General features: G+C 69.1%; 25 protein-coding genes and 3 pseudogenes. 15 read left to right on the forward strand and 13 right to left on the reverse strand.

What is annotated here, in order from left to right; all coding sequences use genetic code 11:
* Positions 1 to 193, forward strand: a 193-nt coding sequence (locus ACWGKT_RS34135; RefSeq protein ID WP_453276685.1) for a sigma factor-like helix-turn-helix DNA-binding protein, incomplete at its 5' end; no start/stop codon positions are given.
* The gene (locus ACWGKT_RS34140) at positions 186 to 905 is read left to right on the forward strand and encodes a hypothetical protein (protein WP_453276686.1); all 720 of its coding nucleotides are present in this window, start codon (positions 186 to 188) and stop codon (positions 903 to 905) included. The genes ACWGKT_RS34135 and ACWGKT_RS34140, both read left to right, overlap by 8 nt.
* A gap of 603 nt (positions 906 to 1,508) precedes the next feature.
* Here ACWGKT_RS34140 and ACWGKT_RS34145 read toward each other — a convergent pair.
* The 3 genes and pseudogenes from ACWGKT_RS34145 to ACWGKT_RS34155 all read right to left on the reverse strand — a co-directional run.
* Positions 1,509 to 2,044, reverse strand: a pseudogene (locus tag ACWGKT_RS34145) (transposase); the annotation flags it as partial.
* 111 nt (positions 2,045 to 2,155) lie between these two features.
* Positions 2,156 to 2,338 (reverse strand): hypothetical protein, encoded by a 183-nt coding sequence (locus ACWGKT_RS34150; protein ID WP_453276687.1) that lies wholly within the window; start codon positions 2,336 to 2,338, stop codon positions 2,156 to 2,158.
* Between the two features lie 354 nt (positions 2,339 to 2,692).
* The gene (locus tag ACWGKT_RS34155) at positions 2,693 to 2,986 is read right to left on the reverse strand and encodes a DUF1330 domain-containing protein (protein ID WP_453276688.1); all 294 of its coding nucleotides are present in this window, start codon (positions 2,984 to 2,986) and stop codon (positions 2,693 to 2,695) included.
* A gap of 188 nt (positions 2,987 to 3,174) precedes the next feature.
* On the opposite strand from ACWGKT_RS34155, the gene ACWGKT_RS34160 reads away from it, so the two are divergent.
* Complete coding sequence (locus ACWGKT_RS34160) at positions 3,175 to 4,077, forward strand: LysR family transcriptional regulator (protein ID WP_453276689.1); 903 nt, start codon at positions 3,175 to 3,177, stop codon at positions 4,075 to 4,077.
* A gap of 192 nt (positions 4,078 to 4,269) precedes the next feature.
* Here ACWGKT_RS34160 and ACWGKT_RS34165 read toward each other — a convergent pair whose 3' ends face one another.
* Together ACWGKT_RS34165 and ACWGKT_RS34170 are read right to left on the reverse strand one after the other, a co-directional pair.
* Positions 4,270 to 4,458 carry a DUF6233 domain-containing protein gene (locus ACWGKT_RS34165; RefSeq protein ID WP_453276690.1) on the reverse strand — a complete coding sequence of 63 codons (189 nt, stop codon included), beginning with the start codon at positions 4,456 to 4,458 and terminating at the stop codon, positions 4,270 to 4,272.
* A 694-nt stretch (positions 4,459 to 5,152) separates the two neighbouring features.
* Positions 5,153 to 5,995 (reverse strand): helix-turn-helix domain-containing protein, encoded by an 843-nt coding sequence (locus ACWGKT_RS34170; protein WP_453276691.1) that lies wholly within the window; start codon positions 5,993 to 5,995, stop codon positions 5,153 to 5,155.
* A 103-nt stretch (positions 5,996 to 6,098) separates the two neighbouring features.
* Between ACWGKT_RS34170 and ACWGKT_RS34175 the strand changes: the two genes are divergently transcribed.
* Entirely contained in the window at positions 6,099 to 6,809 is a 711-nt protein-coding gene (locus ACWGKT_RS34175) for an SDR family NAD(P)-dependent oxidoreductase (RefSeq protein WP_453276692.1), read from the forward strand.
* 66 nt (positions 6,810 to 6,875) lie between these two features.
* Positions 6,876 to 7,328: a nuclear transport factor 2 family protein gene (locus ACWGKT_RS34180; protein ID WP_453276693.1), complete on the forward strand. Its 453-nt coding sequence runs from the start codon at positions 6,876 to 6,878 to the stop codon at positions 7,326 to 7,328.
* Positions 7,329 to 7,425: 97 nt separating this feature from the next.
* On the opposite strand, the gene ACWGKT_RS34185 is transcribed toward ACWGKT_RS34180, so the two are convergent.
* A complete protein-coding gene (locus tag ACWGKT_RS34185) occupies positions 7,426 to 7,887 on the reverse strand; it encodes a MarR family winged helix-turn-helix transcriptional regulator (RefSeq protein ID WP_356159552.1) in 462 nt (153 codons plus the stop codon).
* A gap of 81 nt (positions 7,888 to 7,968) precedes the next feature.
* Between ACWGKT_RS34185 and ACWGKT_RS34190 the strand changes: the two genes are divergently transcribed.
* Complete coding sequence (locus ACWGKT_RS34190; RefSeq protein ID WP_453276694.1) at positions 7,969 to 8,340, forward strand: VOC family protein; 372 nt, start codon at positions 7,969 to 7,971, stop codon at positions 8,338 to 8,340.
* Here the strand turns inward: ACWGKT_RS34190 and ACWGKT_RS34195 are convergent.
* Positions 8,313 to 9,011, reverse strand: coding sequence for a hypothetical protein (locus ACWGKT_RS34195; RefSeq protein WP_453276695.1), 699 nt, complete (start codon positions 9,009 to 9,011; stop codon positions 8,313 to 8,315). The two genes, ACWGKT_RS34190 and ACWGKT_RS34195, sit on opposite strands and share 28 nt — an antisense overlap.
* A gap of 142 nt (positions 9,012 to 9,153) precedes the next feature.
* Here ACWGKT_RS34195 and ACWGKT_RS34200 point away from each other — a divergent pair, with 142 nt between their 5' ends.
* Both ACWGKT_RS34200 and ACWGKT_RS34205 read left to right on the forward strand, forming a co-directional pair.
* Complete coding sequence (locus ACWGKT_RS34200) at positions 9,154 to 9,534, forward strand: hypothetical protein (RefSeq protein ID WP_453276696.1); 381 nt, start codon at positions 9,154 to 9,156, stop codon at positions 9,532 to 9,534.
* A 101-nt stretch (positions 9,535 to 9,635) separates the two neighbouring features.
* Positions 9,636 to 10,070 carry a VOC family protein gene (locus ACWGKT_RS34205; RefSeq protein WP_356159562.1) on the forward strand — a complete coding sequence of 145 codons (435 nt, stop codon included), beginning with the start codon at positions 9,636 to 9,638 and terminating at the stop codon, positions 10,068 to 10,070.
* A 69-nt stretch (positions 10,071 to 10,139) separates the two neighbouring features.
* Here ACWGKT_RS34205 and ACWGKT_RS34210 read toward each other — a convergent pair.
* The 6 genes and pseudogenes from ACWGKT_RS34210 to ACWGKT_RS34235 all read right to left on the reverse strand — a co-directional run.
* Positions 10,140 to 10,290: pseudogene (locus ACWGKT_RS34210) on the reverse strand (IS5/IS1182 family transposase); the annotation flags it as partial.
* A 53-nt stretch (positions 10,291 to 10,343) separates the two neighbouring features.
* Positions 10,344 to 10,502: a hypothetical protein gene (locus tag ACWGKT_RS34215; protein WP_453276697.1), complete on the reverse strand. Its 159-nt coding sequence runs from the start codon at positions 10,500 to 10,502 to the stop codon at positions 10,344 to 10,346.
* Positions 10,503 to 10,571: 69 nt separating this feature from the next.
* A complete protein-coding gene (locus ACWGKT_RS34220) occupies positions 10,572 to 11,387 on the reverse strand; it encodes a hypothetical protein (RefSeq protein ID WP_453276698.1) in 816 nt (271 codons plus the stop codon).
* Complete coding sequence (locus ACWGKT_RS34225) at positions 11,384 to 12,103, reverse strand: tyrosine-type recombinase/integrase (protein ID WP_453276758.1); 720 nt, start codon at positions 12,101 to 12,103, stop codon at positions 11,384 to 11,386. The genes ACWGKT_RS34220 and ACWGKT_RS34225 overlap by 4 nt, the downstream gene beginning before the upstream one ends.
* Positions 12,104 to 12,179: 76 nt before the next feature.
* Positions 12,180 to 12,660: pseudogene (locus tag ACWGKT_RS34230) on the reverse strand (Tn3 family transposase); the annotation flags it as partial.
* Between the two features lie 403 nt (positions 12,661 to 13,063).
* The gene (locus ACWGKT_RS34235; RefSeq protein WP_453276699.1) at positions 13,064 to 13,903 is read right to left on the reverse strand and encodes a class I SAM-dependent methyltransferase; all 840 of its coding nucleotides are present in this window, start codon (positions 13,901 to 13,903) and stop codon (positions 13,064 to 13,066) included.
* A 161-nt stretch (positions 13,904 to 14,064) separates the two neighbouring features.
* On the opposite strand from ACWGKT_RS34235, the gene ACWGKT_RS34240 reads away from it, so the two are divergent.
* The 7 genes from ACWGKT_RS34240 to ACWGKT_RS34270 all read left to right on the forward strand — a co-directional run bounded on the left by ACWGKT_RS34240 (position 14,065) and on the right by ACWGKT_RS34270 (position 21,328).
* Positions 14,065 to 14,340: a phosphopantetheine-binding protein gene (locus tag ACWGKT_RS34240; protein WP_356158207.1), complete on the forward strand. Its 276-nt coding sequence runs from the start codon at positions 14,065 to 14,067 to the stop codon at positions 14,338 to 14,340.
* Positions 14,327 to 15,856, forward strand: coding sequence for an amidase family protein (locus ACWGKT_RS34245; protein ID WP_356158204.1), 1,530 nt, complete (start codon positions 14,327 to 14,329; stop codon positions 15,854 to 15,856). Before ACWGKT_RS34240 ends, ACWGKT_RS34245 begins: the two co-directional genes overlap by 14 nt.
* A 53-nt stretch (positions 15,857 to 15,909) precedes the next feature.
* Entirely contained in the window at positions 15,910 to 17,262 is a 1,353-nt protein-coding gene (locus ACWGKT_RS34250; protein WP_453276700.1) for an MATE family efflux transporter, read from the forward strand.
* Between the two features lie 296 nt (positions 17,263 to 17,558).
* Positions 17,559 to 18,767, forward strand: a complete 1,209-nt coding sequence (locus ACWGKT_RS34255) for a preATP grasp domain-containing protein (RefSeq protein WP_453276701.1) — start codon at positions 17,559 to 17,561, stop codon at positions 18,765 to 18,767.
* A complete protein-coding gene (locus ACWGKT_RS34260; protein WP_453276702.1) occupies positions 18,760 to 20,085 on the forward strand; it encodes a type III PLP-dependent enzyme in 1,326 nt (441 codons plus the stop codon). The genes ACWGKT_RS34255 and ACWGKT_RS34260 overlap by 8 nt, the downstream gene beginning before the upstream one ends.
* A gap of 8 nt (positions 20,086 to 20,093) precedes the next feature.
* A complete protein-coding gene (locus ACWGKT_RS34265) occupies positions 20,094 to 20,366 on the forward strand; it encodes an acyl carrier protein (protein ID WP_356158192.1) in 273 nt (90 codons plus the stop codon).
* 107 nt (positions 20,367 to 20,473) lie between these two features.
* Positions 20,474 to 21,328 (forward strand): alpha/beta fold hydrolase, encoded by an 855-nt coding sequence (locus ACWGKT_RS34270; protein WP_453276703.1) that lies wholly within the window; start codon positions 20,474 to 20,476, stop codon positions 21,326 to 21,328.
* The last annotated feature ends 48 nt before the right edge of the window (positions 21,329 to 21,376 follow it).

The following is a 21,376-nucleotide window of genomic DNA, read 5'->3' on the forward strand; positions in this document are numbered from 1 at the left end:
GCGGCGCCTGCCCGAAGCCCAGCGGACCGCGATAGTGCTGCATCACCTGTGCGATCTGAGCGTGGAGCAGATAGCCGCCGAGACCGGCGCGGCCGCCGGCACCGTCAAAGCCCGCCTCTCACGCGGCCGTACGGCACTGGCCGCTCACCTGGCGAGCGAAGAAGCACATCCGACGGAGGAAGCCCGTGCCTGACCAGCAGCCACCGCACCCCCTGACCGGGGCGGAGCTGTCCGCCCGACTCCACGGCCTGGTCGCGCACAACGAGGCACTGGCCCCGACCACGGGAGCACAGGTGAGGAGCCGGGCGGTGCGCCGCCGCCGCACCCGACACGCTGCGCTGTCGGCCACCACGCTGGCGGCAGCGGCCCTCATCGCCACCACCGGCGCCCTCGGCTCCTCGGCCAAACCGACCACACCCCCCGCGACGTCCGTGTCCCACACCCCCACACCCGCCCCGCCCTCGACGCCCGTCCAGCGGGTGACGGTCGACCTGAACTCCAACCTACTGACCATTGAGGGCAAGGATTACGGCATCGTGGGGCCGAGGGACATCTGCCCGATCGGCGAAACGTCGGTCACGGTCACCGCCAAGTACCCCACCTTGAGGATGCCTTCCAGCACGGTCGGCAAGGGCGGGGATGCGAGCGTCAGGCGGTGGGCGGTCACCTTCTCCGACCGCAATCACCACGAGCGGCTGTTGATGTGGGCGATGGACTCCGACGGTTTCGACAGCGTCGGCCACCACACCAACCCCGGCTCCATCGGCCTCGGACCCGAAACCGGCAAGGAGGTCTACGACGCCATAAGGCCCGGCGCACGGGTGGAGATCAAGGGCTGGCAGGCCGCGAACGCCCAACCGGCCTCCGTATGCTCCGACCGCTGGCCGATCACCGGCGACCGCTGACGGCGGTGCGCCTCGGGGTCCGCCCGGCGGATGGGAGACGAAGGCGCCGGGCCAGCTGCCCGGACGCGGCCGACACGCGCGCTCCGGACCAGGGCACCCCCGCCGAGAACTGTCCGCCCCCTCTTCGCGCCTGACGGTGTATCTGCAGGTCACCACCCCTTTGGGCCGTGGTCGGGAGTCCGACATCTCCCTTGGCACCCCTACAGCGCCTTGGCCCGGGAAGAAAATGGGGAAGGGGAGGGCGTGGTGTGGTGGAGCGTTGGGGGATCGGGGCGCCTTCGTGGGTGTTGTGCGTCGGGGCAGCCTCCGCGCTGTGCGCCGGGGGCGGAGCTGGCGCTGTGGGGGCGGGTTGGGACCGGGGCGCGGCTGGGGGGCGGTTCATCCGGTCGCGGGCGTCGGCCTCGATGTGTCCTTGTGCTCGTGCTGTCGGCGTGTTCTGCGCCTCGACGCCCGCAGCTAGTCCAACAGCCCGGCCGCCGTGCCCGCATCCGAGATGAGCCGCTGTGGAGGTGAGCAGGATGTGATGCGGGCTGTGCTGTCGGTCGTTCGTGAGCAGGCCCGTGACTGTATTGTCCGGACGGCTGTGCGGCAGTGGGGGAGAGGTGCGCGTCTGGCTGGGCCCGGGGTTGCCGGTTGTGGCGGCCGGGTGGAAGGGGTGTGGTTCAGGCAGGGACGTGAGGGGTTGGTGCCGATGAGGGTGGCCGACTGGGCGGCGAGTTGCCGGGAGACGGCCACGCGGCGGGCGGCCTCGGCGTTGTGCCGCTGCTGGTCGCTGGTCCGGCTCTGCTGCCAGGCGATGAGGCCTGCGGTGAGGGCGGGGGTGTAGGGAGTCGCGTGCAGCGGGAAGTACACGCGGCCGTCGGTCCACACCGTGGTCACCGTGACGATGCCATTGTCGGTCTTGCCGTACCGGCCCAGCCACTGCCGGACCACGTGCGCAGTCACCGTGCCGTCCTTGCGTTCCCCGGAATCGTCGATCACGATACCCCGCCATCGTGCGGAGCTGTGGCCGACTCCTCGCGCAGCAGCTCAAGCCGCCGGTCGTTGACCAGCTCGGCTTCCCAGGGCGGCTCGGACAGGAAGAACTGCAGCCGCTGCACCCCCGGCATCCCCGCACCTGCCACCGGCTCCGCGCCTGCCGTAGAGACCGCGCCCCCGCCACCGGCCTATGGGGGCGGGAGGGGGCTCCTTCGGCGTCAAGCGCTTCCTGGACCGGGTCCGGTTGTCTCAGCCGGGCAGGCCTGCCGAGGTCATGGTGTGTCTTGCATGAGGTCGTGGATGTCGTCATGGACGTCGCTCGGGTCGGGCAGTTCTGACCAGGGGTCGTCCGTGCGGTCCTTGCTCTTGCAGACGGTGGCGGTGGAGCGTTCGTAGGTGTCGTCACCGGCGAAGGTGGCGGTGTAGCAGATCTCTATGGGCTGCTTGCCGGGCACCTTGCAGGTGGCTTTGCGCCTGTTGTCGGTCGTGTCGGTGCACAGCGCGGTGGAGTCGGTGGTGAACTCGATCTCCTTGCCTGCCAGTGGCCGGCCTTCTGCGGTCAGCTTGGCTTTGAGGGTGACATCCTCCTTGCCGCCGGCACCCAGGGAGCTTGAATCGCCGTGTCAGGCAAGTCAGGCAAGTTGCTCGACGTTGGGTAGCGCGGCGAGCCGCCGACAGGGATCAGGCCGTCGAGGACGTCGACGACGAACTGGGACGCGGGGCATCGCTTCGAACTCGTCTCGTGAGTCGTCGTTCAGTACCGTGTGCGTATCAGGTGACGGATGCTCAGCGATGGCTGGGCCCGCCGGTCAGTCGACGCCTTCGATGATGCGGAAGTCGCGCTCGACGCCGTCGGGGAGGGCCACCAGCGCCTTCTGGTATGCCTCGCTCTCGTATGCCGCGACGGCCTGTTCAAGGCTGTCGAACTCGATCAGAACGACGCGTTGCGTGATTCCGGCCTCGTGGGCGACGACTCGACCGCCACGGGACAGTAGACGCCCGCCCCCAGCCTGGACGGCCGGACGGGCCAGCTTGTCGTAGGCAGTCAGCCTCTCAGGGTCGGAAATGGAGGGATAGACACTGACCCAGTAGCCCTTAGCCATCGAAACCTCCTGTGTTCGGCCGGACACGTCCGACTTCGAATTGACACTCAGATCGATCGATCCCGGCGACGGGTAGTGCGGTCAGTTGAATCGTCATATGCGCAGGTTAGGGCTTGATGTGCGGTCGAGGGAAAGACCGGTACGGGATAGACTCAGAACGGATCGTTATCAATCGGCAGGGAGGGTACGTGGCGGCGGATACGGTGAGCCTGCGGTACTTCCTGGTGCTGGCGCAGGAGTTGAACTTCACCCGCGCGGCCGCACGGATCGGTATCGCACAGCCCGCACTCAGCGCCCGGATGCGCCGATTGGAGTCGGAACTCGGTGCGGCCCTGATGGTCCGCAACACGCGTAGCGTCGTATTGACCGCGGCCGGTGCGGCTTTGGCGGAGTCCGCGCCGCCCGCGCTGGCGGCGCTGGACCGGGCGTGGGACACCGCCCGGAGCGCGGCGGCCGGTGAACTGGGCACGCTGCGCATCGGATACAGCCTCAGCGCCGGGGCCGAGACGGCACCGGTCCTGGTGGACAGGCTGATTCGCGGCAACAGCGGACTCGAGGTCGGCGCGGTCCCGATGGCGACACCGGAGATCTCCCCCGCGGTCGCCGACGGCCGCATCGATGCCGGGATCACCCGCGGTGAACAGCCGGGCCGTGGCGTGCGCCGGTTCCTGCTGCGGCGTGCGCGCGTCGGGGTCCAGCTGGCGCAGCACCATCCGCTGGCCGAACGCCCGGAGATCGAGATCGCCGACGCGGCCGCGTATCCGTTGCGACTCCCGGACCGTGCGGCCAACCCCGTGATCCACGATCAGCTGTCCGCACTGTTCCGAGACACCCGACCACACCCCCGATTCCACACGCCCGCAGTCTCTTTCGACATGTCTCAGCGCGACCTGCGCGACGGGGTCACCCTCGCCCCGGCCGGAGAAGCCGCGGCCACGGCACAACCGGCCGGTCTCACCTGGCGACCGCTGCGGGGCGCGCCCAGCCTGACGTTCCACCTGGTCCTCCCACGCGAGCAGTCGCCACTACACCGCCGCATCCGTGCCGTCGCCAAAACCCTGGCGCACGAGCTGCACTGGTTGCCGGACTGACGCGCAAGAGGTCAAGCGAGACGGATGTCTGCGGTGGCGAGGCCGAAGACCTTGCGCCGACGGGCTTCGCGGTGATGACGACGACGGCGGTCTTGCTGAATGTCCGACACGACCTCGCTACGCCGGCGGATCAGCATCCGATGATGGCCCCGGGTCCGGTCCGAGTCGCACCCCGCTACGACACCCCGAGGGCTACTCACCCCTCACCAACAGCCGTCCTTGCCAACAACGGAGCGGACATTGACGATTGGTCTGTCCGGGGCAGTGCGGGCACGCCGGCACCTGCCGCCGGATCGCCTCCACCGCCTGCTCCCGGCTCGCCGGCCGGCACCGCCCGCTCTTCTTCGCCGCCCAGCAGTCGCCCCCGTGCACCGCTTCCACGTTGGCCTGGTTGAGGCCGTACTGGATCAGCCAGTCCGCCGCCCGCTCGCGCCTCGGCGGCCTGCCGCCCCGCCTCAGGCTGCTCCTCGTCCGCGATCCACCGGTCGCTGCGTATTCGCGTCCGGGCTATTGCGCAGCCCCTTCTGGGACGGCGTGCGTGCTGTGCGCAGCAGCTGGCTGTGCGCAGTCCGCTGCGCAGCCGGGCCGGGTGGCTGGCGCCAACTGCTGCGCAGTCGCGGGCTGGCTGCGTACGGCTGGATGGTCTGCGCGACCCTGTGACCTGTCGTGGTCGGGCCGATGGTCGGGCCTGGAACGTCTGCCAGGGCGAACGTGGTGCGCTGCCTTCGGGTTCCGGGGCTGGCTCCAGGGGACGGTGCCGTTCGGGGACTTGGACGGGCCGCCACACGGGCTTTGAGCGCTCGCCGGAGCCTGGAGAGCCCTGTACAAGCTTCCTCGGACTGGGGCGGTGTATCACGCAGGCAGCAGGCTGAGCCCGGTCGGCGAAGGCGATTCGTCTGGCGGGACCAGGCCAGTGGGCGCCAGGTCGCCCGCGCTGCTGAAATCGACCATGTGGCCAGAGAACGGGGCATCCCGCTGACCGTTCACTCGGATTCCTCACCGGATCTTCTGGCGCTGCAAACGGCTGACCTCGTGCTGGGGGCCTGTTCATGCTGGGGTTTCGGCGGCGGCCTGTTCAGGTCAGGGCCTGGGTGCCGATGGTGGCCAGGAGGTCGAACTGGGCAGCCGTTCTGGTTCCTGCCGGCGCGGAGAGGACGGCGATGCGTAGGTCGTTGCCGGGGATGGTGAGGGTGTCGCAGTCGACGGTGACGGGTCCGAGGTCGGGGTGGTGGACGGTTTTGCTGTCGGTGGTGTGGAAGCCGACGGTGTGGGAGTCCCACAGGTCGTCGAAGCGGTTGCTGGCGCGGCGCAGGTCGGTGATGAGTGTTCTGAGTGGTGTGTCTTTGGGGTAGCGGGCGGCGGAGGAGCGCAGGTCGGAGACGAGGGCGGTCTCGAAGCGGATCTGCTGGTCGGGGGTGTGGGTGACGCGGGTGGGAAGGTGGGTGAAGTGCCGCCAGGCGATGTTGGCCTGGCGGCCGCGCCAGGGGGAGGGGTCGCCTATGAGAGCGGCCCACAGGGGGTTGAAGGAGATGAGGTTCCAGGCGGCGTCGTGGACGCTGAGCGGGATGGCGCGCAGTTGGTCGAGGAGGCGCTGGACGCTGGGCGGGATGTGGGAGGAGATCTGGCCGGTGGCGGGCGGGGCCTGGCCGGCGAGGAGATAGAGGTGGTCGCGTTCGGTCGCGGTCAGGCGCAGGGCGCGGGCGAGGGCGGCCAGGACCTGGGGGGAGGGTGAGGTGGCGCGACCTCGTTCGAGGCGGGTCACGTAGTCGACGGAGAGGCCGGCGAGCTGGGCGAGTTCTTCGCGCCGCAGCCCGGGTGCGCGGCGGACGCCGCCGATGGGCAGGCCGAGGCCCTGGGGGTTGGTGCGGTCGCGCCAGTGGCGCAGGGCCTGACCGAGGGCTGCGGGATCGTCGTTCACGCATCTATTGTCCGCCGGGTGTGCGGGAAGAGCCTGGTACTGGCCGACCCCCCGCTGAGGAGAGCTCTCCCTGTGTGTTTCCGTGGTGCGCAGGCTGAGTGCCATGACAACAGTCACTGTGATCACCGGGGCCAACAAGGGCCTCGGGTACGAAACGGCCCGCCGTCTGATCGAGCAGGGTCACACCGTCTATGCCGGCGCCCGTGACGCCCACCGCGGCGAGCAGGCGGCGAAGGCCCTCGGGGCCCGGCCGCTGCTGATCGACATCACCGACGAGGCGTCCGTGGCGGCCGCCGCGGACCGGGTCCGGGCCGAGGCCGGGCGAGTGGACGTGCTGGTCAACAATGCGGGCATCGCCGGACCGGCCGCTCCCGCCGGCGAGCTGACCGCGGCCGACCTGCAGCAGGTGTTCGACACCAATGTCTTCGGTGCGGTGCGCACCACGCGCGCCTTCCTGCCTCTTTTGCAGGAGGCTGCCCGGCCCGCGATAGTGAACGTCTCCAGCAGCCTGGGCTCACTGGCCATCAATACCGACCCGGCCGCCCACACCGGCATTCTCACCGCGTGGGCGCCACTGCTGGCCTACAACTCCTCCAAGGCCGCGCTGAACATGCTGACGGTCGTCTACGCGCAGGCGTTCCCGCAGATCAGCGTCACCTCGGTCGACCCCGGGTTCACTGCGACCGACCTCAACGGCCACCAGGGCATCCAGAGCGTAGAGGAAGGCGCCGCCGCGATCGTCACGGCCGCCACCGCCAGCCCCGGCGCGCCGAGCCCCGCCTTCACCGGTGCCACCGGCCCCGTGCCCTGGTGACCCCATCTGACTTCCTGCCCCCGACCGCAGCCCGCGGACGTGCAGCACCACCCAGAAAGCATGATCATGAACAGCGTTCACCAGAAGTCCCTCGACACAGCCCAGGCGTTCATCACCGCGTTCGAGAACCGCGACCCGGCCACCGTGGCCGAGCTGCTCTCCGCTCAGGCGACGTTCGTCATCCCGCTGTCCATCGCGGGCACCCCGGAGCCGTGGTACGTCTTCGACGGACCCGCCGCCGTGCTCGCCTACATCGAGTCGGTCGCGGCCAAGTTCGACCACGTCGCCTTCCTTGACAAGGTGTGGACGGTCAGCGAGGACGCCCGCTCGGTGTTTCTCCAGGCCAGCGGCGACATTCTCTCCAGCGCGGAGAAGCTGGTCTACAACAACGTCTACATCTTCCGTATCGACGTCGCCGACGGCCACGTCGTGAAGGTGTGGGAGTACGCCAACCCCGTCGCCTACGCCAACCTTGGCATTGCCGACTCCCAGGCCGAGGCGGCAGCTCAGGGCCGCTGACCCGAGGTGGCACACCGGCAGCCCCCGGGCCGCATCCACGCCCTGCGGCCCCGGGGGCGCTGCTCGGGCCGGCCGCAGGCGCTCCGCGGTCGGCCGGTCAGTCGCCGAGTGCTTCGGCCATGGCGTCGAGGTCGGCGAGCAGCGCCGTCAGGCGGTCTGCGGGAACACCGCTGATCATGCGTTTCTCGATGGCGTAGACGGCGCTGCGGGCGGCGTGCAGGCGTTCCCGTCCGGCCGGGGTGAGGTGCACGGGCAGGGCACGGCCGTGTTCGGCGGACACGGGCCGGGTGATCAGGCCGGCGTCCTTAAGGCCACGCAGGACGACGTTGGCGGACTGCCGGGTGACGAAGGTGCCGCGGGCGAGGTCGGCGTTGGACAGGCCGGGCTGCTGATCGAGAAGTTCCAGGCAGGAGTACTGCGGGACGGTCAGCTCATGCTCCCGCAGTGCTTTGTCCATGGCGTTGCGCAGGGCGGCCGAGGTCCGCTTGAGGCGGTATCCCACGTGCTCGGTGACGTCCTGGGCTGGATGCGGCGGGGGGACGGGCGTCCGATCTTCCATGTCAGCATTTTGACATGCAGGGTGACGTGCGCCTACAGTCCCAGATGTCAAAGTCCTGACATAGGAGTTACTGGAGGAACCATGACCACCACCGTTGAGGGTCCCGACTTCATCGCCCTGCAGGTCACGGACGTGATCGCCGCCGCGGCCTTCTTCGAGGAGCACCTCGGCCTGCACCGCGCCCCCGTCTCCCCGCCTAACGCGGTGGTCTTCGCCACCACCCCGATCCCCTTCGCTGTCCGCGAGCCGCTCCCGGGCACCGACCTGACCGGCGATTCCGCCCCGGGGCTGGGCGTGGCGCTGTGGCTGCGCACCGGCGACGCCACCAAGCTGCACGCACAGCTCGTCGCGGCGGGAGTCGAGGTCGCCGGCCCGGTGCAGGACAGCCCCTTCGGGCCGACGTTCACCTTCACCGGCCCCGAGGGCTACCGGCTCACCGTCCACGGAGGCTGACCATGACCGCCGCCGTCCTCACCCCTCGCGGCCCGTTCTCGCTCACCTCCGCCCTGCGCTTCCTCCAGGGCTTCACCCCCGCCCGCTACCAGGCAGGCAGCGACGGAGTGCTCCGGCTTGCCTTCCCCACGGACGACAGCCGCTTCACTGTCACCGCAGCGGTACGCCAGGACAGGACGGCGGCGGGCAGGCCCGGCCCAGTGCACGCCGACATCACGCTCCACCCGGCCGACCGGCTCTACGCCGACCCCGCACCGGCACAAGCCGGTGCCGGTGCGGGGAAGTGGGCGGCCGATCATGTCGCCCGCGTCCTGTCCCTGGACGTCGGCGGATCCCGTTATACGGCCTTGACCGATGCCGACCCGGTCGTCGCCGGTCTCATGCAGCAGTTCCCCGGCCTGCGGCCGGTCTGCTTCAACTCGCCGTACGAGGCGGCGGCGTGGGCAGTCATTGGACACCGGGTTCGGATGAGCCACGCCGCCGCCGTCAAGACACTGCTCGCCCAGCGACATGGTCACCGTGTCGCGGTCGCCGGCCAGGACCTGTACGCCTTCCCCGCGCCAGACGTCCTGCGCACCGTCACCAGCTTCCCCGGCCTGACCGAGGTGAAGCTTCAGCGGTTGCACGCCGTCGCCGACGCCGCGGAGACCGGCGAACTCGAGGCCGCACACCTGCGTGCCCTACCGGCCCAGGACGCTCTCGCAGCGCTGCAGAAACTGCCTGGCATCGGTCCCTTCTCGGCCGAACTCATCCTCGTCCGCGGCGCAGGACACCCCGCTGTCTTCCCCCGCCGCGAACCCCGCCTACGCCGCCATGACCAGCGCCTACGCCCTGGACGACCAGACCGCCAAACTGCCCGGCCTGCTGCGCATCGCCGACCGGTGGAAGCCCTACCGCAGCTGGATTGCCCTGCTGCTGCGCGCCCATGCCGACCCGCATACAAGCGAGGTGAGGACTCTCTCCGACCACGGGACAACCAAGGGTGGGGCCCACCCGATCGAGGCCACGGTGATGGCGCTGTGCAAGACGAGGCGGGCCGACCGGTACGACGATGTCGGCCGCCGAGATCACCCGGGTGATTGCCACGGGCCGCCGCCGCTTCGTCAGAAGCCCGCGACAGCCGCGCCAAGCAGGGGGACTGCTGGGGCGCTCCGCCGCCACGGTCGCGTCGCTCTCGTGGACTGTCAGGTTTGATCACTTGGTGTCCAATGCGGCCCAGGATGCGACGGGTGGCGGGCGGATCCGCCTGCGGAAATGAGCGGCAGGGTTCCGCTGGTACGCGGTACGGTGCGCCGATGTCAGCGATCAAGAAGTTCCAAGTCACCTTTGACTGCGCAGAACCCGAGCGCCTCGCTCGCTTCTGGTGCGAGGTGTTGGGGTACGTCACTCCGCCGCCACCGGAGGGGTTCACCACCTGGGACGATTTCAACCGCACCCTGCCCCCTGAGAAGCAGGGTTCATGGTTCGCCTGCAGTGATCCCTCAGGTGTGGGCCCGCGCCTGTACTTCCAGCGCGTCCCCGAAGGCAAGATCGTTAAGAATCGGGTGCATCTCGACGTCCGGGCCGGCACCGGGCTCGTGGGGGACGAGCGCCTCGCCAAGCTCGAAGCCGAGTGCGCACGACTGGTCGCGCTCGGGGCGACCCACGTGCGAACACTGTATGCCGATGAGGAAAACGAGTCGTGCATCCCCATGCTGGACATCGAGGGCAACGAGTTCTGTATCGACTGAGCACTCTCCGAGCCGGGGAGGTGGGGAGCCGCCTCCCTTGGGCCTCTATGGTCTCGTACGGGGAGGGGCCTACCCCATGAGGGCGAGGTTGTGCAGTCGGGCGGATGCCGTACATGGCGGTGTGAACGCCGTCGCCTATTAGACGGCAGTCGCGAAGGATCTGACTCGTAAATGGCCGTGCGAGGGCAGGGTTGATCGCCCCGGCTGCCGGGCTGAGGTGTGGAAGATCAGGCGGGTGTGAGGCCGGATGTGCCGACCCCAAGGGCGCTCAACTCAGCGGATGAGCCGTTGCCGACGTCGTTTGACCTGGCGCGGGTGCTGTTGCCCGTGGCTGGGTCCAAGGCCCTGATAGTCGGTGTCGATGGCGAGCATGCGCCAGGTGGCGATGACGATCTTGTGCATGACCGCGACGAGTGCGCGTTTCTTGCCCATACGCCTGATCAGCCGTAGGTCCTGAGCGTTGAGGCATGTGGGCTGCGGCGGCATCGCCGCGAGCGCCCGTCAGCCAGATGTTGCCGTGCGTCGTGACATCTGAGCAACTTCGCCCCGCTGACTGCCCCGCGGAAAGCACTCCCGCCAGATCTCCTCCGTGCGGTCCAGCAGCGAGTGGACTCCGGTGCGGGCGACGAAGCGGACGACGTACCGAACCCGGGTGGGCGGGGTCTTGATCCGCTGGTCGTCGTGGCGGCACTGGAGGGCGTACTGCATCTCCAGCCTCAGCTGGCCGGTGAGGCTGCGCAGATTGAGACGCTCGTGGCCGGGGGTTTGCTCCTCGTAGAGCTGGATGAACTCCGCAGGCTCCGGATAGCCGGTCTCTCGCCACCGGGCCCGGTGCGAGACGCAGAACGGCGCGCTGCCCTGTACCCACAGGTCACAGAAGCCGACCAGACACTCGGCGTGTTCCTCCTCCTGGTCCGCCGACGGCACCGTGGCCAGCCACGATTCCTGATCAGGGCGTCCGGCATAGCGCCAGGCCCACTCCTGCTTGGAGCACAGGCCGCGGCTGCGGACGCCGTAACGGCAGTCGGCCACCCGGCACGAGGCCAGCGGGGCGAATCCGCGCATGAGCGGCTCGGTCGTTGCGGCGAACTCCTCCAGATCGGGGCGGCCTTGACCGCTCCAGCGATGGTGGTGGCCGATGCAGAGTCCGTGACTGCGGCCGGTCCGCGAGCAGTTGGTGACCTGGCACGACGGGCCGCCGAAGACAAGGTCACCCGGGTTGATGTCGATGACCTCGGCGCGGAACTCGGGGCGGACGGCGGCCATCAGTTTCTCCAGCAGCCTGGGTTGGCGTGGTGCGGCGGCGGGCGTGGTCACCAGCGCACCTCCGTTCCGGTGAGGAATCCGGCTTTCTTCAGGGCCCGGCGGGCGTCCTCGGCGGTGAGGTGACCGTACGTGTCGGTCGTGGTGGTGAGGCATGCGTGTCCGAGGAGTTTGCTGACGACCTCGATCGGGGTGCCGCCACGGAGGAGCCGGGTGGCGTAGGTGTGGCGATACCAGTGGGAGTCGTAGTCGATGCCGGTCTTGCGGCGCAGGCGTCTGACCAGGTCGTATACGGCCGCGTAGGTCATTGCGTGACCGCGCGGGGCGCCCCAGAGATTGACGAACACGTAGTCGGAGTCGAGGTCGCCGTACTCGGTGTGCATGTAGTCGGCGTAGAGCCGGATCAGCGCGGCACTGACCGGGATCGTCCGGGTCGTCGCGGACTTGGTGCGGGCGCCGTTGTCGTTGAGCCGGGGCACCACCGACAGTTCGCGCTCGGCGACGGCCCAGTCCTCGTGCCGCAGCCCAAGGACCTCACCGATCCGCATGCCGGAGTCGAACAGCAGCCGGTCCCGCAACCGCTCGCAAGCGTCCAGGACCGTCTGGATCTCGGAGGCGGTGAGGATCCGCGGCAGCTTCTTGGGGGTCTTCAGCGAGATCGCGCGCCGGGGCTGCGGCTTGCCCTTGGTGACGTGGTGCAGGAACGGCTTCCACGCGGTGCTGCGGCGCCCGGCTGGCTGCCAGGTCGTCAGCAGCTCGCCCAGGTCGATGGCGTGGCGGGCAGCGTGCTGGGCGGCTGCCGCCCGCGGCCCGCAACGGGGCCGTCACGGTGCTGCCCTCTTCTGGGAGGCTCAGGCCCGCCAGGACGTCCTCGCGTACCGCCTCCCAGCCCTTGCCCTGAAGCAGGCGGGCGCGCGGGTCGGACCAGCGGTGCGAGGGGGAGGCGAAGGAGTCGCGGCGCTTGAGGGCTCGGAACAGCTGCTCCCGCACGCACCCCGCGTGCGCGTCGCGGTCCACCGCCCCCTGGGGCAGCTCGGCGTTCGCGTACACCGCCTTGCGCCAGTGCGCCGGCACCAGCTTGTCGTCGACCTCGCGCGGCAGCGGCGGCTTCTCCGACACCTTCCGCCGCGCCAGGGCCGGGAGCCGCTTCACCCCGGTCCGGATGCGCATCCCGCCGGTCGCCGCCCTCAGCGCCGACGTCTCGACCAGGCAGCGACAGGAACGGGCGCACGGTGTTGTAGCGCAGCGCGAGCGCCCCGCCCAGCGCAGTCTCGGCCGTGTCGTCGTCCTCCGGCACCAGGCTGACCACCGTGGCCGCCGCGCTGGAAGCGTGGCCTGGGGGGCTGTCGCCGGATGTGATCGCTGAACTCATCAACGTACAAACGCGTCTTCGTCGACAGGCTGCTGGCCACTTGGGTGGGCTCTGGGCCACGGCATCCCTCATGATGTGCGTGCCTGATGGTTCGGAGTGGACCGTTCAGTCGGCATGCCCGCGATCGGTGAGGTGCGGCTCCTGCTGGCCGAGCGCGCCTGTAGTGCCAGGGATCCGGCTGTGTGGGGCATCCGCGAGCGACGCCACGCCCGCATGCCGAAGTCGGCGAGCAATGGCTTCATGGCCGTGCCTGGCGAAATCCCGAAGTGCCGGATGAGATACACCGACGGCTGGCCTTGCAGGCCCAAGCGCCGAAGCGGCGGCGAGGCATTCTTCGTCCCCCTTTGCCCGCCCTAGGTCAGATGTGCCCGGCAACCAGGTAGCTGCGCGGCAGGTTTTCGAGTTCGACGGGGTTGGCGGCCGAGGACCAACGGCCGTACGAGGCGTCCGGGCGGCCTGGTTCGGTCACCACGTTCGTGTGCCAACCGTTCTCGATGAGGAAATCGCCGGGGTCGTCTGTGCCGAACTGCCAGGGGCTGCCGGCGTCCTCCAACTTACGGAGGAAGGGCTGCATGTAAGGGAAGCGGAAGATGCCGGTGCCGATCAGGTCGACCGTGAGTCTGCTGCCCGGCGCCGACAGTGCGGCAGCGCGGAGCACAACGTCGCCGGCCAGTTTCCGCGGCATGTAGAACAAGACCCCTTCGGTGAACCACATGGTGGGCTGGGAGGCGTCGTGCCCGGCCGCCGTCAGAGCCGTGCTCCAATCGTCCCCGAGGTCCGCCGGAACCGTCGTCAGGCTGTCCGACGGGGTGATGCCGGCCTTGTCGAGTACGGCGCGCTTGTAGCCGAGCACACTGGGCTGGTCGACCTCGAAAAGGGTTGTTCCCGTCGGCCAGTCGATCCGGTAGGCCCGCGTGTCGAGTCCCGCGCCCAGCCCAACCACCTGCCGGATGCCAGCCTCCAACGCGCTGTGCAAGGCATCGTCGAACCATCGCGTGCGGATCGGCAGGAAGGGGTTGCCCTCGTCGGAGGCCCGGGACGTGTGGAAGTGACTCAGCAGGTCCTGGCCGTGAGGTCCAGCGAGGAGCTCTGCGTACGGGTCGTGGAACAGTCGATCAGCGCGTGCGCTTTCGCGGGCTCGGGCAGCAGCAGTCCACAGGGAAGTCTGCCCGACGCCGTTCATCGTTTCGTCGCCCATGGCCCGCCAACCTAGCGGTGACATGGCCCGAGAGGGATCTCCCCAAGCAGGCATGCCCTTCCCGGCATGCCCTTCGGTCGGCCAATGGGTGCTGGTCCGCAGCGGTGTGCCGACAAGGATATGAACGAGTGTCATCTTGAGGCTCCAGGAAGGGAAGCGCCATGAAGGCCCAGGCACAACCAACGGATGAGACCTCGGCCGTGATCGCTCAGGAGATGGGGCAGATACTGTCCACCGGGCTCCTCGACAAGGACAGGGACTTCTTCCTCGCCGGCGGCGACTCCGTACGAGCTGTGGAGCTGATAACCCGCATCGTTGAGCGCTTCCGGGGCGCCACGGACGACGACGGCAAGGTTCTCGGCGCGGCGCTGCTACTGGCCGTGTTCGACGACGCCAGCCCCGAGGCCCTGGCCGCGGTGGTTGATGAGCACGTCTGACGGGTCGAACGTGTCGTTGTGGTCGGCAGGGGACATCGCAGATGCTGTGCGGAGGCGGAAGGTTTCCTCGCGGGAGGTCCTGGCTGCGTTCCGCGCCCGCGTCGACCGCTACAACGGGCCGCTGCGGCTGGTGGTCACTCTTGACGAGCGCGCCGAGCGGTGGGCGCACGAGGCCGACGAGGCCGTGCTGCGGGGAGACCCGCTGGGGCCCCTGCACGGTGTCCCGGTTACGGTCAAGGACAGCTTCGCGACCGAGGGCCTGCGGAGCACCTCGGGCCGTGAGGAACTCTCCGGCAACTTCCCGCGACAGGATGCCGAAGCGGTTGCCGGGCTCCGCCGAGCGGGAGCCGTCGTGTTCGGCAAGACCAACCTGGCGGCGGGATGCGCGGATGTCCAGTCGGCGAACGTGCTGTTCGGAGCTGCGGCGAATCCGTGGAACCCGGCGTACACGACCGGCGGGTCGTCTGGTGGCTCGGCCGGGGCGGTGGCAGCTGGATTCAGTGCTGCGGATCTCGGTTCGGACATCGCGGGATCGATCCGTATACCGGCTGCGGCCTGTGGCGTGTTCGGGCATCGGCCGAGTTTCGGAGTAGTCCCGATGCGCGGCCACATGCCGCCCTATCAGCCGGTCGAGCCGGACCTGGCAGTGGCGGGGCCGCTCGCCTCTTGCCCCGACGACTTGGAGACGATGCTCGACGCGACGGTAGGCCCGGGCCCGGTGGACCGGGTCGCCTGGCGAGTCGAGTTGCCGCCCGCCAGGTCCTCGGTCCGGGTGGCGGTTTGGGCGGACGATCCGTACTGCCCGGTGGACGGGGAGGTGCGCGATGCAGTGGAGCACGCAGCTGCTGTCCTGGCCGACGGTGGGGTCGCTGTGGAGGTGGCCCGGCCTTCCGGGATCAGGCTCGATGACAGCGATGACGTGGCCCGCAGGCTGCTGGCATCAGTGGCGCTCGGGGACTACACGGCAGGCGACATCGAGCAGATCAATGCCGGTCTGCGGCGGCCCGGGGCCGGCCTGGGCGCCGATTTCGTCGCTCAGAGCTACCGGGACTGGATGGAGGCGCACGCGCGGCGCGAGCGGCTGCGGGCCCGGTGGCGGCGTTTCTTCACCCACTTCGACGCACTGCTGCTTCCGGTGTCACCGGCTCTGGTGGGGCGGCACGACGCGCGCCCGTTCGACAAGCGGAGCGTTGTCATCGACGGCAATCCGCGTTCGTACTGGGACCAGATGGTCTGGGTCAACATGACCGGCTTGGCGGGGTTGCCGACCACGGTGGTACCGGTGCGCCGGGACTCGCGCGGTCTGCCGGTGGGCGTCGCCGTGGTCGGACCGTACCTGGAGGACCGGACGCCGCTCGCCGTCGCGCGTCGGCTCTCCGTGCTGCTGGGGCCGTTCGGCCGCCCGGAACTGACGGCCTGGCAGCCGCCGACGGACCGTGACATCGGCCGAAGCGCGCCGGAGTCCGTCTCATGCCTCCCGGGGACGCAGGGCCGCACCTTGCCTGTGGACATTTGACGTGAATTCTTGACAGCATCCCGAGACTTTCTCGAAACTCTCAGGAGACTCAGGTGATTCTATTCACCCGCCGGGAGGGAGCGGAAACGCGGAGGACGATCACCGCGCTGGCTCTCCCTATCTTCGCCGCCGAAGCGGTGAATTTCCTGGCCCAGCTGATCGTCGTGGCGCTCCTCGGGCACATGGGCAACGACGCCATTTACGTGAGATCGGTGTACCAGCCGATCGCCTTGCTGATGTTGGCGCTCACCGTGGCCTTCTCTGTAACCAACCAGGTCGCCACCGCGGTCAGTAAAGGTGCGGGACGTCCGCGGGACGTCATGACACACGTGGCCAGCCTGGCGCGGATCTGGATTGTCTGCGCCACCGCGGTCTGCGTCGTCCTGGTGGTCGTGGCGCCCTGGCTCGCTGACCTGTTCGGCGTCGGCCCCGACCTGCACGACGAGTTCGTCAACTTCCTGCGCTGGATCAGCCTGGCCGGACTGCTGGCCGTCGGCCCGGAGTTGTGCGCGTCGAGTCTGCGGGGGTACGGACACGCGCGGCGGGCCACCGTCCTCGTCGTCTGCACGGCGGTTGTGCAGATCGGGACCGTGGCCGGGCTCGGGCTCGGGGCCAGGTTCGGGGTCGAGGCGGTCCCGGTCGCCCAGACCTTCAGTGCGGTCATCGGCACCATGGCGGGGCTGGCAATGCTGCGGGGCACAGCGCTGTGGCATCCGCCCGGACTCCGGCTCTGGCGGCCCGACGCCCTGCGGGGGCTCCGCTGTATCGGTGTCCCGGTGGGCGCGTCGCTCCTGGTCATCTCGGGATACAACTTCGCAGTGCTGGGGCTGATCGGGCGCTACGGCCACGAGGTGGTGGCCGGGTTCTCCGCAGCGCTCACGCTGCAGAACCTGGTCCTCCTGCCGGGCACGGTCATCGGCACGGCCACCGCGATCGTCATCAACCAGCAGCGCGGAGCGAACGAATGGGGCCGCATGGTCGAGTCGGTGCGCAGAGGCCTGGAGATGTCCGCCGGGCTCTACGCGCTCGTCGCCGTGGCGGTGTGGGCGTTGGCCTCCCCGGTGGCGCACCTGCTCAGCAGCGACTCGCAGGTCTCCGCCTCGGCGCAATCGTACCTGGGTGCCGTTGCGTTCAGCTTCTTCTTCCAGGGGCCGGTACTGACAGCGCTGACCGTTATGGAGCAGACCGGTGGCGGCTTGCGGGCTCTCGTCCTCAACACGGTCTACTTCGGCCTCATCGTGGTTGCCGGCGGGCTCTTGGCCCCGACGCTCGGCGGCGCGCGCGGTTTCTACGAAGTGGTGGCGTGGAGCAACGTCATTGGCGTCGTCGTGCCCGTCCTGGTTGTCCGCCATGTGCGGCAGGTGTCGCAGTCGGGGCTCACCCGGGTGCCGGCCGCATCGGGCTGACACCGGATCACGGGGCCCGCGTATGCGGCATCAAGGACCCGAGGTCCGCCCAGGCAGCGTAGACAAAGCGGTATACCCGAATCGGCTGATTGTCCATCCGGAATACTTCGAATAAGGTTCACGGTATGCATGATAAGGCGCCTGCCTTTCTTTCCCGGCTGCGAACTTCACTCAGTGTGCGACCGGCCGCGCCATTTGTTTTTCTCGGGAATTTTGAGGTCGAACGGGAATGGGGTAAGGGTGAACCAGGTCTGCCGAAATTCCACTCGCCATCGTCCGACCTGGTGGTCAACCGGATGGACGAATTCGCGTTGACCTTGGCCGGACCGGGCGATGTCGTCGTCCTCAAGGAAGAACCGGACTCTGAATACGTCGACTACCTCACCGCGCTGGGCTGGCAGCAGCCGCAGGTCCTGGTGCCGGCGGCAAGCGACCCGACGCGCGACGTCACGGAAGACGCGCTGGCGGACGGGGAACTGCTGCAGGATCTGACCGGTCTACGGGACCAGGGTGCGTTGATCGTCGCCCATGGCGTCTCCGACCGGGTGGAGCGGCTTTCCCGGGAGTGTGGTCTGCCGCTGGCCGCACCGGCGGCGGATGTCTGCAAGCACGTCAACAGCAAGATCTACAGCAGGCGGTTGGCGGAGCGGCTGGGACTGCGGCAGCCGGCGGGTCGGTGGTGCGACAGCCTGGAGCGCTGGAGCCAGACGCTGCCGTGGGCTCGCGAGGTGCTGCGCGGCGGCGGAAAGGTCGCGGTGAAGGACGCCTTCGGGGTCTCGGGCAAGGGCATCCTCCAGATCAGCGAGGTGTCTCGGCTGGACCAGCTGGACCGGATGTTCACCCAGCGGAGCACCCGGCGGGGCGATCGCCGGCTCGGCGTGGTGGTCGAGGAGTGGGTGGCCAAGTCTGCAGACCTGAACTACCAGTTCACGCTGGCCCGCGACGGCTCCGTCCACCTCGACTTCATCAAGGAGGCGCTGACGGAGAACGGCGTGCACATGGGCCATCTCGTGCCCGCCCGGATATCGGCCGAGGTACGCGACGAGATTGCTGCCGCGACCGTCGGCATGGGCCAGACGCTGGCGGCGGACGGCTACTACGGGGTCGTCGGCGTGGACGCCATGCTCGACCCCGACGGGGGGCTGTACCCCCTGACGGAGATCAACGCACGCAACAACATGTCCACTTACCAGGAATCCCTGCTCGAACTCCTCCCCTCTTCCGGGGTCAGCGCGCTCGCCCGGCACTACCCCGTCGTGCGACCCCGGCCCGCGTCGTTCGGTGCGGTCCGGACCCTGCTCGGCGATGCACTGTTGACCTCGCCGGACGACGGCAGCGGTCTGCTGGTCAACAACTTCGCGACGGTCAACTCCGGCATCACCGCCGGCGGCGCAGGACGGCTGTACGGAATCCTCGTCGGCCCCGACGCGGAGACGGTGAGCGCGTTGGACAAGCGGGTGACGGAGCTACTGGCCCAGTGGCAGGAGGACAGCGCACATGAGTGAGACACCGCACCGGGCTGCGCCCCCGTCCCGCAACGACGCGACGCAACCGCCCGCAGAGAGATTCGGGTACGCGAGCTTCCCCGCCGCCGAACTGGCCGAGCGCTACGGGACCCCCCTGTTCGTCTACGACGCGGATGAGCTGGCCGCCCAGTACCAGGGCCTCAGGTCCCGCCTCCACGACGCGGTCGAGGTCTTCTACTCGCTCAAGGCCAACCCGAACATTGCCATCTGCCAGGTGCTGCACCGGCTCGGGGCGGGCGCCGAGGTCTCCTCCCTGGCGGAGCTGGTCACTGCGCAGCGGGCCGGGGTGGAGGCCGAGCGGATCATATTCCTGGGCCCGGGCAAGAGCGAGGCGGAACTCGCGGCCTGCGCGCGCGGCGAGGCCGGGCTGCTCATCGCGGAGTCCCTGGCCGAACTCGACCAATACGAAACCCTGGTGGCCGCCCTCGACCGGACCGCACGCGTGCTCCTGAGGGTCAACCCCGAGTTCCAGGTCAAGGGCGCCGGCCTGACCATGGGAGGCAAGCCGCGGCAGTTCGGCATCGACGAGGCCGAACTGCTGAACTGCGAGCCGGTGGCCGGCCGGTGGCCGCACCTGGAGGTCGTCGGCATCCAGGCGTACATGGGCACTCGCATCCTGACGGAGGCCGTCGTCGCGGCCAACACCGAGCGCATCCTCGACCTGGGGGAGCGGATCACCGCGCACCTGGGGTGCGCGCTGGACATCGTCGACATCGGCGGCGGGCTCGGCGTGGCCTACTTCGACGGGGAGCGAGATCTCGATCCGGTCGCGCTGACCGACGCGGTGAACGCGGTCGTGCGGGCGTTCCGCGACCGGCACCCTGGCACCCGCGTTCTGATGGAGCTCGGTCGCTACCTCGCTGCGACGGCGGGCACCTACATCGTGAAGGTGCGGTACGTCAAAGAGTCCCACGGCGAACCGTTCGCCGTCGCCGACGGCGGTACCAACCACCACATGGCCGCGGTCGGCACGGGCTCGTTCGCGCACCGCAACTTCCCCGTTGGTCTGCTCAACCGCGCGGCTCCACTGGACGACCGTCCCTGGAACCTGTCGGGCCCGCTGTGCACGCCCAACGACCTGCTGGTCAAGAAGGCCGCACTGCCCCGGCTGCTGCCCGGAGACCTCGTGGGCATCGCGCGATCGGGCGCCTACGGACCGTCCGCCTCCCCAGGGCTGTTCCTCAGCCACGGATTTCCGGCGGAGGTCATGGTGCTCGACGGCACCCCCCACCTGGTCCGCCGCCGTGACAGCGTCGACGACCTGCTGAACAAACAACTGGCAATAGAAGGCTACTAGGAGCACTTGTGACCCAGAACGTACCGAACGTCCAGGACATCCAGGACATCCAGGACAAGGACATCATCAGGGTGCTGGAGCAGGCTCTGTCCAGGGAACTGCCGGAGGCCACCGGGGAGACCAGGCTGTTCGAGGAGCTCAATCTCGACTCCACGGCCGTCCTGGAGGTTCTCATGGCGATCGAGGAGGAGCTCGGCGTCGCCTTCGACCCGGAGTCACTCGAACCCGAACACCTCACCTCCGTCAGCGCGCTGACCCAGTTCATCCGGTCTCAGAGCTGACGGAGTTTCCGGTCGACGGCGCACACCGACCGCCCCCCGGACCAGGTGGAAGCCGTCCACGCGAAGACATCACCTCGTACCGATGGGAAGGCAGGATGAGCGACTGTGTGACAGTGTCCGACGGATGCCGGCTGTGGACGGCATCCGAGGGCACCGGCCCGCCGATCGTCTTCGTGCACGGCGGACCGGGACTGTGGGACATGTTCGGCGAGCTGGCGAAGACGCTGTCCTCTGTGTTCACCACCTACCGCTGGGACCAGCGCGGCTGCGGCCGTTCCCATTGGCCGGGCCCGTACAGCCTGGAGCGGACTCTGGAGGACCTCGACGAGGTGCGCCGGCACTTCGGCCACGAGCGGATCACCCTGGTCGGCCACTCCTGGGGTGCCAACTTGGCGCTGCACTACGCCCTGCTCCGTCCGGAGCGCGTGTCCCGCCTGGTCTACCTCTCCGGCACCGGCCTGGGTCGGCCGAAAGACACCGACTGGCGCCGGATGCGCGACGTCATGAGGCCCCACCTGGACCGCATCGACGATGTACTGCGCTCCGGCCCGTCGCCGGAGCGCGACCGGCAACTGCTGTTGTGGCGCCTCTCGTTCGGCTTCGTCGACCAGGACGCCGGCCGGCACTTCGCCGCCCGGCTGACCGACCCGTGCTTCACGCTCAACCACGAGTACGCCAGGGCGCTGTCCGGCGAGACCGCACAGTTCACCGAGGAGCAGGGCGTAGCAGCCTGCTCCTCGCTGCGGGTACCGACGCTGGTGCTGCACGGCACGCACGACAGTCAGCCCCCGGCGGTGACCGACAGCCTGGTCGAGGCGCTGCCGCTGGTACGGCAGGTGCTGATCGACGACGCCGGGCATTACCCGTGGGTGGAGCAGCCGTCGGCGACCGAGAAGGCTTTGTGGTCCTTCCTGATGGAGGACGCCGCGGCCGGCCCCTCCGCGACGTCGGGGCGCGCCTGACCGGCCGTCCGCCCGCGTGCCCCTCTTCCACGCCCCACCCCTCGGAGT

The sequence above is a fragment of the Streptomyces sp. NPDC054794 genome (assembly GCF_053611585.1).